This window comes from Peribacillus sp. NPDC096622, assembly GCF_044762665.1.
Taxonomy (GTDB): domain Bacteria; phylum Bacillota; class Bacilli; order Bacillales; family DSM-1321; genus Peribacillus; species Peribacillus frigoritolerans_B.
The window spans coordinates 128,213-141,380 of sequence record NZ_JBIWES010000005.1 but is presented as its reverse complement, the minus strand read 5'-3'; the positions used below and the strand labels follow the sequence as shown (position 1 = coordinate 141,380).

The 13,168-nt window shown below is 40.3% G+C and carries 19 protein-coding genes and 2 pseudogenes; 15 read left to right on the top strand and 6 right to left on the bottom strand.

What is annotated here, in order from left to right; all coding sequences use genetic code 11:
• Positions 1–6 precede the first annotated feature (6 nt).
• Positions 7–501: a L,D-transpeptidase family protein gene (locus ACIQYG_RS11770; protein ID WP_402838484.1), complete on the bottom strand. Its 495-nt coding sequence runs from the start codon at positions 499–501 to the stop codon at positions 7–9.
• Positions 502–706: 205 nt separating this feature from the next.
• Between ACIQYG_RS11770 and ACIQYG_RS11765 the strand changes: the two genes are divergently transcribed.
• The 3 genes from ACIQYG_RS11765 (at position 707) to ACIQYG_RS11755 (ending at position 2,452) form a co-directional block, all read left to right on the top strand.
• Positions 707–1,045, top strand: a complete 339-nt coding sequence (locus ACIQYG_RS11765) for a hypothetical protein (RefSeq protein ID WP_048687716.1) — start codon at positions 707–709, stop codon at positions 1,043–1,045.
• Between the two features lie 166 nt (positions 1,046–1,211).
• Entirely contained in the window at positions 1,212–1,937 is a 726-nt protein-coding gene (locus tag ACIQYG_RS11760) for a ZIP family metal transporter (protein ID WP_402838482.1), read from the top strand.
• A gap of 152 nt (positions 1,938–2,089) precedes the next feature.
• Positions 2,090–2,452, top strand: a complete 363-nt coding sequence (locus tag ACIQYG_RS11755) for a hypothetical protein (RefSeq protein WP_402838171.1) — start codon at positions 2,090–2,092, stop codon at positions 2,450–2,452.
• 111 nt (positions 2,453–2,563) lie between these two features.
• Here ACIQYG_RS11755 and ACIQYG_RS11750 read toward each other — a convergent pair whose 3' ends face one another.
• Positions 2,564–3,487, bottom strand: coding sequence for an NAD(P)-dependent alcohol dehydrogenase (locus tag ACIQYG_RS11750; RefSeq protein ID WP_402838169.1), 924 nt, complete (start codon positions 3,485–3,487; stop codon positions 2,564–2,566).
• Positions 3,488–3,692: 205 nt separating this feature from the next.
• Between ACIQYG_RS11750 and ACIQYG_RS11745 the strand changes: the two genes are divergently transcribed.
• From ACIQYG_RS11745 to ACIQYG_RS11730, 4 genes are all read left to right on the top strand, one after another.
• Positions 3,693–4,262, top strand: coding sequence for a dihydrofolate reductase family protein (locus ACIQYG_RS11745; RefSeq protein ID WP_402838167.1), 570 nt, complete (start codon positions 3,693–3,695; stop codon positions 4,260–4,262).
• Between the two features lie 318 nt (positions 4,263–4,580).
• Positions 4,581–5,072: a DUF6773 family protein gene (locus ACIQYG_RS11740; protein WP_402838165.1), complete on the top strand. Its 492-nt coding sequence runs from the start codon at positions 4,581–4,583 to the stop codon at positions 5,070–5,072.
• Between the two features lie 28 nt (positions 5,073–5,100).
• Positions 5,101–5,298: a helix-turn-helix transcriptional regulator gene (locus tag ACIQYG_RS11735; protein ID WP_063235187.1), complete on the top strand. Its 198-nt coding sequence runs from the start codon at positions 5,101–5,103 to the stop codon at positions 5,296–5,298.
• A 112-nt stretch (positions 5,299–5,410) separates the two neighbouring features.
• Positions 5,411–5,665, top strand: a complete 255-nt coding sequence (locus ACIQYG_RS11730; RefSeq protein ID WP_402838163.1) for a sigma-G-dependent sporulation-specific acid-soluble spore protein CsgA — start codon at positions 5,411–5,413, stop codon at positions 5,663–5,665.
• Between the two features lie 47 nt (positions 5,666–5,712).
• Here ACIQYG_RS11730 and ACIQYG_RS11725 read toward each other — a convergent pair whose 3' ends face one another.
• Both ACIQYG_RS11725 and ACIQYG_RS11720 read right to left on the bottom strand, forming a co-directional pair.
• Entirely contained in the window at positions 5,713–6,363 is a 651-nt protein-coding gene (locus ACIQYG_RS11725) for a hypothetical protein (protein ID WP_402838161.1), read from the bottom strand.
• Positions 6,364–6,519: 156 nt separating this feature from the next.
• Entirely contained in the window at positions 6,520–7,383 is an 864-nt protein-coding gene (locus ACIQYG_RS11720) for a LysR family transcriptional regulator (RefSeq protein ID WP_402838159.1), read from the bottom strand.
• Positions 7,384–7,509: 126 nt separating this feature from the next.
• Here ACIQYG_RS11720 and ACIQYG_RS11715 point away from each other — a divergent pair, with 126 nt between their 5' ends.
• From ACIQYG_RS11715 to ACIQYG_RS11685, 7 genes and pseudogenes are all read left to right on the top strand, one after another.
• Positions 7,510–7,788: a DUF2798 domain-containing protein gene (locus ACIQYG_RS11715; RefSeq protein WP_402838157.1), complete on the top strand. Its 279-nt coding sequence runs from the start codon at positions 7,510–7,512 to the stop codon at positions 7,786–7,788.
• 159 nt (positions 7,789–7,947) lie between these two features.
• On the top strand, positions 7,948–8,166 hold the full coding sequence (locus ACIQYG_RS11710) for a DUF1659 domain-containing protein (RefSeq protein ID WP_402838155.1): 219 nt from the start codon (positions 7,948–7,950) through the stop codon (positions 8,164–8,166).
• Positions 8,167–8,208: 42 nt separating this feature from the next.
• On the top strand, positions 8,209–8,427 hold the full coding sequence (locus ACIQYG_RS11705) for a DUF2922 domain-containing protein (protein ID WP_402838154.1): 219 nt from the start codon (positions 8,209–8,211) through the stop codon (positions 8,425–8,427).
• Between the two features lie 42 nt (positions 8,428–8,469).
• Positions 8,470–8,625: a YvrJ family protein gene (locus ACIQYG_RS11700; protein WP_057913045.1), complete on the top strand. Its 156-nt coding sequence runs from the start codon at positions 8,470–8,472 to the stop codon at positions 8,623–8,625.
• Between the two features lie 156 nt (positions 8,626–8,781).
• Positions 8,782–8,979: pseudogene (locus ACIQYG_RS11695) on the top strand (KGG domain-containing protein); the annotation flags it as partial.
• Between the two features lie 183 nt (positions 8,980–9,162).
• Positions 9,163–9,549, top strand: a complete 387-nt coding sequence (locus tag ACIQYG_RS11690) for a KGG domain-containing protein (RefSeq protein WP_402838152.1) — start codon at positions 9,163–9,165, stop codon at positions 9,547–9,549.
• 142 nt (positions 9,550–9,691) lie between these two features.
• Positions 9,692–11,038, top strand: a complete 1,347-nt coding sequence (locus tag ACIQYG_RS11685) for a DUF3238 domain-containing protein (RefSeq protein WP_402838150.1) — start codon at positions 9,692–9,694, stop codon at positions 11,036–11,038.
• Between the two features lie 73 nt (positions 11,039–11,111).
• On the opposite strand, the gene ACIQYG_RS11680 is transcribed toward ACIQYG_RS11685, so the two are convergent.
• The gene (locus ACIQYG_RS11680) at positions 11,112–11,504 is read right to left on the bottom strand and encodes a thiol-disulfide oxidoreductase DCC family protein (protein WP_402838148.1); all 393 of its coding nucleotides are present in this window, start codon (positions 11,502–11,504) and stop codon (positions 11,112–11,114) included.
• Between the two features lie 358 nt (positions 11,505–11,862).
• Here ACIQYG_RS11680 and ACIQYG_RS11675 point away from each other — a divergent pair, with 358 nt between their 5' ends.
• Complete coding sequence (locus ACIQYG_RS11675) at positions 11,863–12,834, top strand: acyltransferase family protein (protein WP_402838146.1); 972 nt, start codon at positions 11,863–11,865, stop codon at positions 12,832–12,834.
• A 25-nt stretch (positions 12,835–12,859) separates the two neighbouring features.
• On the opposite strand, the pseudogene ACIQYG_RS11670 reads toward ACIQYG_RS11675, so the two are convergent.
• Positions 12,860–13,168, bottom strand: a pseudogene (locus ACIQYG_RS11670) (hypothetical protein); the annotation flags it as partial.

The window sequence follows — 13,168 nt, the reverse complement described above, 5'->3', positions numbered from 1 at the left end:
GACACATTAAGGATGGATCAAAACCAATGTCCCGATTGGAACAATCCTTGATAATTCCTCCACGTCCCGATTATGCATGCGAATACAGCCTTTTGAGACGGCTTTACCAATCGAGCTGGGATCATTCGTTCCATGAATGCCATAATGTTCTTTTGATAAACTCATCCACATCGTCCCGAATGGGCCTCCGGGGTTGGGGGCTTTATTGATAATGATGAATTGCCCTACTGGTGTACCGGAAAGCATTCTTCCAACGGCAATCGGATATTGTTTTTGCAGTGCGCCATTTTTTAGCAGCCTAAGCCTGCGATTGTTAACGGACACATCGATCTGAAATGGAATGGTATCAGGAGGAGGAAAACCAGGGATAACAATGGGCTGGCCAGGATAAATGACATTCGGGTTTATGGTCGGGTTAGCAGCGATGATATCAGATAGCGGTGTACGATAGTCCCTGGATATCTGTGTCAGTGTTTCACCTGGTTTAACTGTATGAATCAGTCTGAACACCTCCATAGGTTATAGTTGTCATGTTCCATTCTATGTGATTTTTCAAAAGTGTTTCATAACTCGTTGTAAGCTGTTATCTGTTTTTAATGAAATTTATATGTTAAGTAATTAAGCCGAAAAGAAACCGAAATGAACTTTTGATAAAATAAGTTTTTATCGAGATGGATTTTTTGTTAGTTAAAGAGGGGGAATAAGGGTGGAGGAACATGTGAAAAAGGCTTTAGTAGAATGGAATGAAGAAATCAGTGATGTGTTAAATGGGATAGAAAAAGAGTATGAAGAAGTTAAGCGTGAACTTCAGGTTTATTCCTATAAATTCAATATTACCAAACAGGTTGTACAATCCACTATAAATGATGAAATTATTCGAAACATCCGCGAGCTCTATCATAAACCTTTTGAACAAAAATTGAATGAATTGAAAGAATCGATAAAAGAGCTGGAAGAAAAGAGAAAGGTTTTTCAAATGTTTGTCGATAAAATTGAAAAGGTCAGTGAAAGGGAAGAAGGAAAACCGCAAATATCAGTCATATAAGGCAGCGAAGAGTAGTGTGCTAAGAACAACTCTACCATTCTATACACAAAAACCATGGCAGCGAATATAACTGCTTTTTTTTGCTGGAATAGCAATAGGCGGCCCATTGTTTACCCCAACATCAACCCGGGTACACTATCCTATAAAAAGGGAATGGGGGAATTCTATGTGGAATGCGGTCTTTTGGGGAGGGGTTTCGGGTTCTGCCGTCCTGCTTGGCGCACTTGCCGCCATCTTCATACCGATAAAGAAAAACATCATTGGCTATATTATGGCTTTTGGTACGGGTGTGTTGATTGGTGCCGCGGCATATGAGCTGCTTGCTGATTCGGTGAGTGATGGAGGAATCTGGGCGACGGCGATCGGATTCATTGCAGGGGCCGCCGTGTTTACCGCCTTGGATTTTCTTATTTCCAAGAAAGGTGCGGATAAAAGGAAACGATCCAATAATAGCTCCTCGAAGGAAGCGGGCCTAGCCATTTTCATCGGGACGGTGATGGATGCCATTCCGGAGTCGATCATGATTGGCGCAAGCTTAATAAGCGGCGGCTCGGTAAGCTGGCTATTGGTCATCGCCATCTTCATCAGTAATATTCCGGAGGGGCTCTCAAGTACAACGGGTCTGCTCAAAAGTGACTATTCCAAGAAGAAAATCATGCTGCTGTGGTTTTCCGTCCTGATCATTTCGGCACTCTCCTCGATGTCGGGCTATCTATTCCTCGATCATGCCCCGGACTATGTCCTGGCAGCGATGGCAGCCTTTGCAGGCGGCGGGATCATCGCCATGATCGCCTCAACGATGATGCCTGAAGCATTTGAAGACGGAGGGCCGATCACGGGCATATTCACCGCTGCCGGCCTGCTGATCTCTTTGGTTCTGGATTCGATGTGAGATTGTCCCCTTGGAAGGAAGGGGGCAATTTTTTTGTTATAAATTCTATCATAGAAGGAAATCTATCTCGAAAAAAGAATTGTAGGTGTTAAAATACCATTTCAAATCATACACTCATCATATAGATTTTAGACATTGAGGAGCTGTTGGAAATGAACTTCGAGATGCAAATAGCGAATATGTTGGCTGATAATATAAATGGTTTCATTACATTCGTCCGGGAAAATCATGAAAATGAAAACAATTGCTTTTGTTTAAATAGAGATAAATTATATCAATTGAAGCTTCTTGTTGAGGAGTTTAAGTTTCAAGTATTGGCCGATGAACTTAAACGAATCAACCGGTTTACCTGGGATGAAAACTACACGCATTTATTAGTTGATAGATTCAGAAAAGGGATGGTGATCATTGAAGAGTACGTTGAAAATAACTACAGTGATTTATTCATTTTCACCGCTAGAATTTACACGTTGAATAACCTCAGTTTGACCTTTTACAAGGAGGAATGTCTGTGATGAAAGTGGACCCCAATTATATAAGTATTAAGACGTCATACCCCTTCAGATCCAATTGTCTAAGGGGTATTTCCTTGTCCAGAGGCTAGTTAGAACATGTGCAAGGTTTTGTCAGGGTTTATCATGATGAACAGTTATGACGACATTTCCCTTTTTATGTCCTAGCTCTACGTATCTATGAGCCTCGGGAATCTGTTCCAGCGGGTAGCGTTTATCAATGACCGATTTTAATTTTTCAGTTTCGATTAGCTCCTTGAGAAATACTAAATCTTCCGTACGTTCCTTTGCTATTCCCTGTCCTTCAACTGACACGTATCGCCCGTTCGGGCTCAGCGCCTTCTTGCATATGACTTTTGAGCTTTTCCCGACTGCATCAAAGATGATGTCATATCGCTCTTGTCTTTCGGTGAAGTCTTCTTCCGTATAATCAATTACCTTATCGGCTCCCAATGATTTCACCAATTCAAAATTAGCGGCACTGCATACACCGGTAACTTCTGTTCCAAAGTATTTGGCCAGCTGCACCGCGGAAGTCCCTACAGAACCGGATGCACCATAGATGAGGACTTTTTGCCCGTCCTGGATATTGGCTTTTCTGAAAAAATGCAGAGCTGTCGTTCCCCCAAAAGAAACGGCGGCGGCTTCCTCATAGGTCATATTGGCAGGCTTCATTGCGATTGGCCCGCCTTCAGGTATGCATGTGTATTCGGCATGTGCCCCAAAATTCATTCCAGTCATGGCAAAAATCTGGTCGCCTTTTTTGAATTTTGTCACATTCCTCCCGGTATCTTCTATCTCCCCGGACAACTCCACTCCGAGTATCGGTTTTCGCGGTTTACTAAGACCCAGGAAGATTCGCATCGGCAGCCATAATAAGAAAGGGCTCTTGAAACTCCGGACTCTTATGTCCCCAGAAGCCACTGTTGCCGCGTGAACCTTTACCAGTATTTCATTGTCCTTAGGGGTTGGTTTTGCTACCTCTTTGAGTTCCAGTACATCGGGCGGACCGTATTTCGTGCATACCATTGCTTTCATCGCAAGTCTCCTTAGTTTTTGATTCAATCTTTTAATACTATGTTGGAAGCTGTAAGATAAAACTAACGTAACTGAAGCTTCTGATGAAATGTTGAAAAGCAGTGAGATTCATGGGGATTTCCCTGAGGTACTCCAAGAGTACGTTCAATTCGGATAATGCGCGAAGATTTGGCTTTGCTGATACACGACAAAAGGAGATTAAAGAATGGCCAGTAACGAAAGACCAAGAAGAATAATTTTAGATTTAGCAGTTACATTAGATGGATTTATTGAAGGGCCGAAAGGGGAAGTGGACTGGTGCATTATGGACTCTGAAATGGGGTTCATTGATTTCTTGAATCAAATTGATACTATATTTTATGGAAGAAAAAGCTATGATTTATGGGGACAATATACGCCAGAAAATGAGGTATCCGATACTGAAAAAGAAATGTGGAAAATCGTTCATGGCAAAGAAAAGTTCATGTTTTCCAAAACGAAAAAAAGCACTGATGATAAAGTCACGATCATAAATGATGATATTGTTGAAGAAGTAAATAAAATAAAGAATAAGCCTGGTAAAGACATCTGGCTTTATGGAGGGGCAAGTCTTATTACATCTTTTATAAGACTGGGGCTGGTTGATGAATTCAGGTTATCTGTTCACCCTGTTATTTTAGGGGAAGGAAAACCTTTGTTTGTTGACATAAAGGAGAGATTGAATCTAACACTTGTTGATACAAAAAGCTTTTCCTCTGGCGTTGTTCAACTTTGCTATCATCTTAATGAAGAGTGATCGATAAGCATAATGATATCCTTTATCCAAGGTGAAATTAAATTTCTTCTTCTAATGGGGGAGTTTTTTTAAAATCTTGAATTCACGAGTAAAAGCTTAGAATTCACGAGTAAAAGCCTAGAATTCACGAGTAAATCCCCAAAACTTACGAGTAAAGCCCTAAATAAGGCTAGTAAGGTATCCATACTTGATGTATGGGTACCTTTTTTTATACATTTTGCAATTTATAAATTATAAAATGTAATATATATATTGCAAAAAGTTAAATAAATCATATAATAAGGGTAAGCGATGGAATTTAATGGAGGTCGATCGAAGATGAATTTATTTAGACGAACGAAAAAGATCACGGATGAGCGGATTGAGAATGTAAGAAATAAAATTTATAAAGAAATGTATTACGTCATTTTGGTCATTTGCCTGGTGAGTGCACTTTTCAAACTATATAAATATGGTGCAGGCAGCGGGGAGTTATATCTGGAATTCGCGATCCTTGTTGCAGGGGGGCTGTATTACTTAGCTCGTTCCATTTTCTTAGGTGTATTCTGGGATGAAGTGGAGATGCATGACCGCACCAGCAAAACACCGATGAGCAGGAAGACGATTTTTGGGACGGTTGCTTTAGCACTCATCATCTCTTTATTCATGGGGGTGAATAGTGCTGTATCCTATGCTGATGGCAGTTCCCAGGGCGTAAGGTATTTTGTATTGGTATCGTTTGTATCCGTTATGATCTATTTGCCGATTTTACTTCTGTTTTTTGGTGGTATATACTTGCTGGCGAAGAAAATCGGAATGAAAAATAGCTAAGATAATAAGAAATAGTAGGTGCTTTCCCTTGAAAAATATAAAACTGAAGCTTGCGCGAGTAGAAAAGGACTTGTCACAAGATGAACTGGCCAAGATTGTCGGCGTATCCAGGCAAACAATAGGATTGATTGAATCCGGAAAGTATAATCCCTCATTAAGTTTATGTGTCGGTATTTGTAAAGCATTATCCCGTACATTGGATGATTTGTTTTGGGAGGAAGACTGAATAAGGGGTATCCATTGACTTGGATATCTTTTTTTTTCAGGAATTTATCATCAAAAAATGGGGGAAGGTATAGCATGTAAGCAAAAATCTAACATTCGAGAGGGATGGTTTGATGGATCGTACGATTGGTTACTTGCGTGAGATATTGTCTAACTATACGGACCAATATCCTGAAGCGCAGGAAATTTATAATAAAATCAAAAGCGGACACTTTCATTCTGAAGAAGAACTCGTCAATAAGCTATCCGGTAAAGAAGCCAGTCTCCTTAACCATATTCTTCCTAAGGAAATCAAGCATGCAAAGGAAGCGAGTGATACGGAACGGGTCACTCAATTATCAGAGGTATATGAACTGATTATTATTTAATAAAACCTTGTCCATGATGATCATGGACAAGGTTTTTTATGCTTTTTTTATTCCATTTCACTAAGTGAATCCATATGACTGGCTATCATGGCGATGATCGTGCTTGCTTCTTCCTTGCTGAAAATGAAATTCGTTTCATCCTTTATCAGGTCATCATCCGCTGTCCGAATCCGATTGATCCGTTTCAGCACACCATCACCCGTCTCCTGAACGATCCCGAATTGATAGGTGACCTCCACTTCATTATCCTGGATATAGGCGGTCACTTCAGGCGTTTCCCAGTCTACATCGATTTCGTATATATCGGAATCTTCGCTGTCAGGATCATACAAATCATCATTTTCATCATCCATATCCAATTCATATGCATAATCATCATCATCATCCGCTTCCAAATAGTTATGGAAGCTCTCATGGACAGCATCGACGATATCTTCAATATCCGAAAGGATGACCTTGCTGATCTGCCCTAAATCCGGATCGAACGATTCCATATAAAATTCTTCATTATACGGATCAAAAAACAGCGAGGAAAAATAATCCCGCTCATCGTCTTCCAGCTCTGTATAAAACTCGATGCGTGGATGCTTAGACCCGCGCTCCACGATCATACTGCCATTGCGGTCGTATTTCTCACAAATTGATTTAAGATGATCCTGCAATTCCCCGCTTACTCTGTCAAACCATTCTAATGACATCAACATCCACTTCCTTTCGTGATTATTATTTCCCAGAAAGAGCGAACATGACGTGCCATTTATCGCCAAATGCAATTTAACTTCGCATCAAGAATGTCAGTCATAAAAAAATAATTTAAAGGGAAAATAAAAGGAAAATGATAATGAAAATAGTGATTAGAGTTCCCTATACCTTTCAATGATAAAGTCAATAAAATACCTGGTTGCTATTGGCAATACCTTTTTATCCTTATACGCCAACGTAATTGTTCGGATAATGGAAGGAGAGATGGTTTTCGTCATAATATGATAGGGACACTTATTTAAGAGCAGTTTCGGTAAAATCGAAATGCCAAGCCCATGTTCAATCATGGACATAATCGCATAAGGATCATATACACGGTATTGTGTATCAGGTTCAAGATGGCACTTTTTAAAAATTAATAATGGTTCATGTATAACTCCCTCATCCAAAAGGATATAAGGATCTTTTAGCAATTCCTCCAAGGAGACTTCTGTGGATGATGCTAAAGGGTGATCTAGTGGCATTACAGCCACCATTTCATCTTCTTGCAAGGGAATCGCAGTTAAATCCGTAACATTTGAATTCACAAAGCCAAAGCCTACGCTGCCTTCTTTAATCCAGTTTGTGATTTCCGAATAATTTCCTTGATGTAATTCGAAATGAACAGTTGGGTAAAGTTCCTTGAATTCTTTGATCAATCCTGGTAGCCAATGACATGTAACACTGGAAAAGGTGCCAATTCGAATAAGGCCGCTTTGCAGTCCCTCCATCTCTTTATGCTTTTCAGTCAGTTCCCTGTGTGAATTACAAATCTTCCTGATATATGGCAAAAATTCCTCGCCATCTGGTGTCAGGGTAATACCCTTTCGAGAACGTATAATAAGAGTTGTGGAAAGCTCTTCCTCTAATGAATGCACCATTTGGCTAATGGCGGACTGCGTATAGCCAAGTTCTTCAGCAGCTTTTGTAAAACTGCCTGTTTCTATGGTTTTGATAAAAGCATAATACGAATTCAACCTTACTAACCCCTTTGCATTAGCGTTTCTAATAGATCTATTATAAAAATTGGTTTTACTAATGTAAATGGAAGAAATAAAATATAGTTGGGAACAGAACAACAAAGGAGTTGAAGCAGAAAAATAATGAATATTAACGTTAAATACAGAAATATTATTTATGCATTTTTAATGGCTTTTTGTATGTCCTTTTTTATTTCATTTATATTAGTCTCAATAAATAGGGGTTATGATCATGGATTCTTATCTGCATGGTTAAAAACTTGGTCACAGGCTTTTATCTGTGCTTTCTTTGGAGCTTACTTTTTTCCGAGAGTAGTACAACAAATAATGAGAAGAATTAGTTTTGTAGAAAAACCACTCATGATTGAGATAGATTCATTAGTGAGAGAAGAAGACAATTGATGATGCCGGTAGAAAAGTAAAATTTGTTTAAAAGGATCTCCTGATTTTAGAGCTGCCCAAATGATGGGGAGCTTTTTATGCGTTTCCCTGGAAAATTTCAAGACCATGCTACTTTCTTCCTGTAAAAGTTTATATAGAGTGTGAAAGGGGGTGAATGGCATGGCAAACCAGATTCCAGTTTCAAGTACGTTGCGGATCGATTTTGAGACGGGGCTAAATGAAAAAGGGGCTCTCGTTTTCAAGCGGAGGACATTTTCGAACATCAAGGTCGAGGCGACGGCGGATCAGTTGTTTTCGACGGCTGTTGCAATCACAAGTGTGCAGAATTATCCAATGGGTGAAGTGAACCGGGTGGATACGTATTCATTGATTGGCTAATCGGTATTTGGAAAGATGCTGAAGCGGGGGAGGTGAGTTGAAATGGCTAAAGTACTGGAATTGATTTTCGTTACGGAGGAAGGAAAGTCAGCGACGATTTCCGTTGATAATCCGAAGGAGCCGGTCGAAGTGAATACGGTTAAACTGGCAATGGAAAAAATCATTGCGGAGAACGTGTTCGTTACATCTTCAGGGGATTTCGTCGATTTGAAAGCGGCACGCCTTGTCGAGCGGAATGTCGAGGAAGTGGAACTCATCTAACGAACGGGTCTTGTTGGTCACCCTGGAAGAGAGGTGAAATAAGTGGATCAAATCCTGCCATTTGTCAGTGATATTGGGTTCCCGATCATTGTTACCCTTTATTTGCTTCATAGGATTGAAACGAAATTGGATACTTTGAATGAAACCCTTGTGGAGCTGCCAGATCGCCTGCGAGAAGGGATTCCCAAGTCAGGTTAAGGATAAGCGGTGAGCCTCATGGGTGATATCATCCATGAGGCTTTTCCTTTTGAAATGGAAAAGATTTAATAGATTCTAGTTTTATATCAAAACTATCGGGTATACATAAGACTGTAGCTAGTTCATCAAAAACCCTAACAATAAGGAGGAGTTTTAATGACTAACAACAATGAAAAAATGAGCAGGGAAGAAGCTGGCCGCAAAGGCGGGGAAGCGACAGCAAAAAATCATGATAAGGAATTTTTCCAAGAGATTGGTCAAAAAGGCGGAGAGGCCACTTCCGAAAATCATGATAAGGAATTCTATCAGGAAATTGGCAAAAAAGGCGGAGAGGCTAGAGCCGATCAACGTGATGGTTCCGATGATTGAAAAATGAGCATGGTAGAGGCAGGACGCTAGGGCGGGGAAAAAAGCTGCCGCTAAATAAAAGAAGCGACCTGAAGTATTTAGCTGAATCTAGTTTTATGGCTGTTCAAACGGGTACATGACATATGTAGCTAGTACATGAAAAATCCAAATAATAAGGAGGAATTTTTAATGGCTAACAACAATGAAAAAATGAGTCGTGAAGAAGCAGGACGTAAGGGTGGAGAAACAACAGCGAAAAATCATGATAAGGAATTTTATCAAGAGATTGGCCAAAAAGGCGGAGAAGCAACATCCGAAAATCATGATAAGGAATTCTATCAAGAGATTGGCCAAAAAGGCGGAGAAGCAACATCCGAAAATCATGATAAGGAATTCTATCAAGAGATTGGTAAAAAAGGCGGAGAAGCGACATCCGACAGTCATGGCAAGGAATTCTATCAGGAAATCGGCGAAAAAGGCGGAGAGGCACGGGGAAATCAACGTGATGATTCCGATGATGGAAAAATGAGCCGTGAAGAAGCAGGACGCAAAGGCGGGGAAAAAAGCCGCCGTTAAAATATAATGAAACTTATAGATGACCGGGGGAGTACCATTCCCTCGGTTTTTTTATGCCAGCAAGTTGTCTTTCACAGTACATTGCAAAGTGTGCTTAGGGATTAATGTGGGTAAAGAATAACATCTAGAAAAGGAAGAGGTGATGAAGAAATTGATTGCCCGTTATTCATTTCCCCGTTTAAAAGCAGGCGGAGTTACATTCACTGCACGGCATTCATTGCTTGCTCTTGGTCTTGCGGGAATCGCTTATCTGGTTTCCAATAAGAGGAAGCATCAGGCGGTATTCAAAACGGCTTCATTGATGTGCAAGATCGAACGGAAAGAAGATTCCATAAAGCTTATTTGGCCTGATGAAGGCGGTTACTATCGGGTATTCAGGGGGCGAGAGCTGATTTACAGCGGCACGGAGCCAAAGATTGCAGATCGTGGTCTGACTCCAGGAACCATCTATACGTACACGATAGATAGCTTGAATGAAAAAGAACAGGCAGTGAACAGGATGAAAATACAGACATCAACGACCGCCGAGAATAAAAAAGAGGATAATATCCTTTTGGATTTGGTATTCACTACAATTGTCGCAAAAGGCCAAGCCAGCCTGGAATGGGAGCCCATCAAGGGAATAAAAGAGTATACGATTTACCGAAACGGCGTGGATATTGGGAAAGTGCGTGGATGTGCTTTTAGTGATCGGAGTATTAGTGAAGATCAGGAATACACATATACCATTAAAGCAAAGCGGCCCCTTCCGCGTTCAGAGCAGGAGTCCTATGCCGTGAAATCACTTGTAGCGAGTATTGTCGGAGCCGTAAAAAAAGGTTCCTCCCAAGCACAGGCAGCGATTGAGGAAATAACGAATACAAAAAAGATAGGACCTGTAAAACAGCTTTTGCAGTCAGTTGAAAACGATGTTGATGGTAAAAGGAAAAGAAATTGGCAGCTGCGCTATTCCACCTTTTTACCGGAAGAGTGGCTGAAAAACCCCAATCTTGCCTCAAAGGTTCCCTATTTTAAAGGAGACAACCGCGGGTTTGATCCTGAATCCTCCCGTTTCCGGACCAGGGTCGATGTGTACATTCACGAAAAGGAAAGTGAAGCCGAGATTGAATTTTCCAAAGCGGTCGGGAAAAGTGAGGCCTACAACCATGATGGGGATTTCCTTGAGGAGGGAGTGGCCTCGGATGAAGACATTTTAGTGAAGCGCGTATTATCCAATCATGAGAAAACGACAATTCAGCTGACACACTCTGTAGGAAACCCAATCATCATTTCACCTGCCGTGGATTATAAAGTGATCGGGACCTTTTACCGAAATGGCGAAATCAATATCGCCGGCTATCATGATCAGGCACCGCATCACGAAGTCTACCTAAAGGAGGCAGATGACCAAAACTGGGAACCGCTGCACCTAGCGGAAAACAAAGGACTCGAAATGATGGCGCACCCTACGGCCAATCATTTATGGAGATACTCCACATTCACACAATGAAAAGGACGAAAAGCCAAGACAGCTTATCGTCCTTTTTTTGTTGAGACCATTTCCAACCCAACAAATACATTTTTTATAAAAACCGCTTTCGAACACTTGGCGACGGCAGCATACAGCTTTCTTCTTTCTTTCCGAACCATTTGTAACGGTTCCTGGCAATGAAATCATAAACGAAGTTACGGATGAAGCTTGGAACGATGATGAAACCGTAAAGCAATTTCCATGAACCTTGTAAGCGGCGGCAAATCCTCAAGGCTGCAGACGATTTATAGTAGGCCTTATCCTTTTCGATCAGCACCATGCTATCTATATCTGCAGGAACATCATACTTCTTCAGCAACTCTTGTCCTGCCTCACTTTGAAGCGAAGCGTAATGAAAAAGCCCCTGCGGATCCCGCTTTATAATGAACTGGACACTCGAATCGCAAAAGTTGCATTCACCATCAAACAAAATGACCGGATTCATGAACATTCCTCCTATAGAGAGACGTTATCATACTCATGCTTCTATAATACACTACCCGTTTTGGAAAGGCGAAAACGTCTGGAACTGCATGGAGTTTTGATTATGGAAGTGATTGTTCGTTCCGGCAAGTCACTAGCGGGTGAGTGTGTTGATATAGGCAGTTTTTTGACTGTTATCAAACTGTTATTTTCCATTAACTAAACTGTAAACAAGCTATGATATGGTAGATACTCCAATGAAGTTCCTTAAGTAAAAAGCCGGCAATCCTATATTTAGAGGAACGCCGGCTTTTTCATTCAAACCATAAATGAGGATCAGAAGATATAACTAGTAGTTTCTTTATAGGGGGTAAGATTTCATGAAACGTGATCCGTATTTTGATAATGCGAAAGCTGTTTTAATCGTACTAGTTGTTTTGGGACACACATTAGCTAGAATGGTGGAAGAAAACGAATGGATTTTAACTAGTTATTTGTTTATTTTTTCATTCCATATGCCAGCTTTCATTTTAGTATCCGGTTATTTTTCAAGAAAGATAAAAAGCAAAAAGGACCTCTGGGGGCTGATTAAGAAAATATTAATTCCATATTTAATATTCCAGGTGATTTATACCTTCTATTATCAGAAGATATTTGATGAACCAATTGAATTCACAATTTTGACTCCAAGATGGGCTTTATGGTTCTTAATAAGCTTATTCTGCTGGAATATATTATTGTTTATATTTTCCTCCAGGAAATATGGAATCGTTTTTTCAATAATTGTCTCTCTAATAATCGGTTACTTCGGTGAAGTGAATGAATGGTTAAGTTTGTCGAGAACGTTCTTTTTCTTTCCTTTCTTTTTAATTGGACATTTTTTAGAAAAACATCATTTTGAATGGGTTAAAAAGAAAAGTAATGCCCTAATAGGCTGGGCTGTACTAGGGTTAATCTTTACCGGTATCTATTTCTATGGGGAAACCACTTGGAGGGAATGGTTTTATGGCCGTTTAGGTTATAAGGAATTAATGGAAGGCTCCATTGCCCTCGGTTTTATATATAAGTTACTCGTTTATTTAATTATGGGAGCAGCAACTTATTGTTTTTTATGTATTGTTCCTAGAAAGCATACTTTTTTTACTGAAATAGGATCAATTACATTAGCTATTTATCTTTTTCATATGTTTTTTCTGGAATATGTTTATAACTCATTTATTTATGATTGGATCAAGGAAAGTGACCAATACTATGTTTTATTAGTCATACCTGTAACCATTATATTTATATTATCAAGAAAACCGATTGTGAAAGTGGAATGTGTGTTAACGGGAATGAAAATGAAAGCATAACAGAATCTTAACACCTATAAAGTAACTAACCCTTCAGTTTGAAGGGGTGAGACAGCAGATAAACTCGATGAAAATCAAGTTTGTCTGCTGTTTTTATGAGGGTTTGTAAAACTACCTCAAACGTCGATTTCCACTCCAGGCACTCGCTTTCCGCGGGCGGTCGGGGAGTCTCCTCGTCGCTTTGCGCCTGCGGGGTCTCCCCTTGACGCGCTTTTCCCGCAGGAGTCTCGCACCTTCCGTTCCAATCAAGTTTGTTTTGAAATATAGGTAAAACCTTTTTTCTACAGTGTTTATTAGGGTGTGTAAAACCTGGAACGTCGATTTCCACTCCAGT

Bases quoted from the DNA above. Each gene is read 5' to 3' on its own strand.
- ACIQYG_RS11745 (WP_402838167.1), top strand. From the start codon at position 3,693: ATGGCCAGTAACGAAAGACCAAGAAGAATAATTTTAGATTTAGCAGTT.
- ACIQYG_RS11730 (WP_402838163.1), top strand. From the start codon at position 5,411: ATGGATCGTACGATTGGTTACTTGCGTGAGATATTGTCTAACTATACG.
- ACIQYG_RS11760 (WP_402838482.1), top strand. From the start codon at position 1,212: ATGTGGAATGCGGTCTTTTGGGGAGGGGTTTCGGGTTCTGCCGTCCTG.
- ACIQYG_RS11690 (WP_402838152.1), top strand. From the start codon at position 9,163: ATGGCTAACAACAATGAAAAAATGAGTCGTGAAGAAGCAGGACGTAAG.
- ACIQYG_RS11675 (WP_402838146.1), top strand. From the start codon at position 11,863: ATGAAACGTGATCCGTATTTTGATAATGCGAAAGCTGTTTTAATCGTA.
- ACIQYG_RS11705 (WP_402838154.1), top strand. From the start codon at position 8,209: ATGGCTAAAGTACTGGAATTGATTTTCGTTACGGAGGAAGGAAAGTCA.
- ACIQYG_RS11715 (WP_402838157.1), top strand. From the start codon at position 7,510: ATGAATATTAACGTTAAATACAGAAATATTATTTATGCATTTTTAATG.
- ACIQYG_RS11750 (WP_402838169.1), bottom strand. From the start codon at position 3,487: ATGAAAGCAATGGTATGCACGAAATACGGTCCGCCCGATGTACTGGAA.
- ACIQYG_RS11740 (WP_402838165.1), top strand. From the start codon at position 4,581: ATGAATTTATTTAGACGAACGAAAAAGATCACGGATGAGCGGATTGAG.
- ACIQYG_RS11725 (WP_402838161.1), bottom strand. From the start codon at position 6,363: ATGTCATTAGAATGGTTTGACAGAGTAAGCGGGGAATTGCAGGATCAT.
- ACIQYG_RS11685 (WP_402838150.1), top strand. From the start codon at position 9,692: ATGAAGAAATTGATTGCCCGTTATTCATTTCCCCGTTTAAAAGCAGGC.
- ACIQYG_RS11680 (WP_402838148.1), bottom strand. From the start codon at position 11,504: ATGAATCCGGTCATTTTGTTTGATGGTGAATGCAACTTTTGCGATTCG.
- ACIQYG_RS11710 (WP_402838155.1), top strand. From the start codon at position 7,948: ATGGCAAACCAGATTCCAGTTTCAAGTACGTTGCGGATCGATTTTGAG.
- ACIQYG_RS11755 (WP_402838171.1), top strand. From the start codon at position 2,090: ATGAACTTCGAGATGCAAATAGCGAATATGTTGGCTGATAATATAAAT.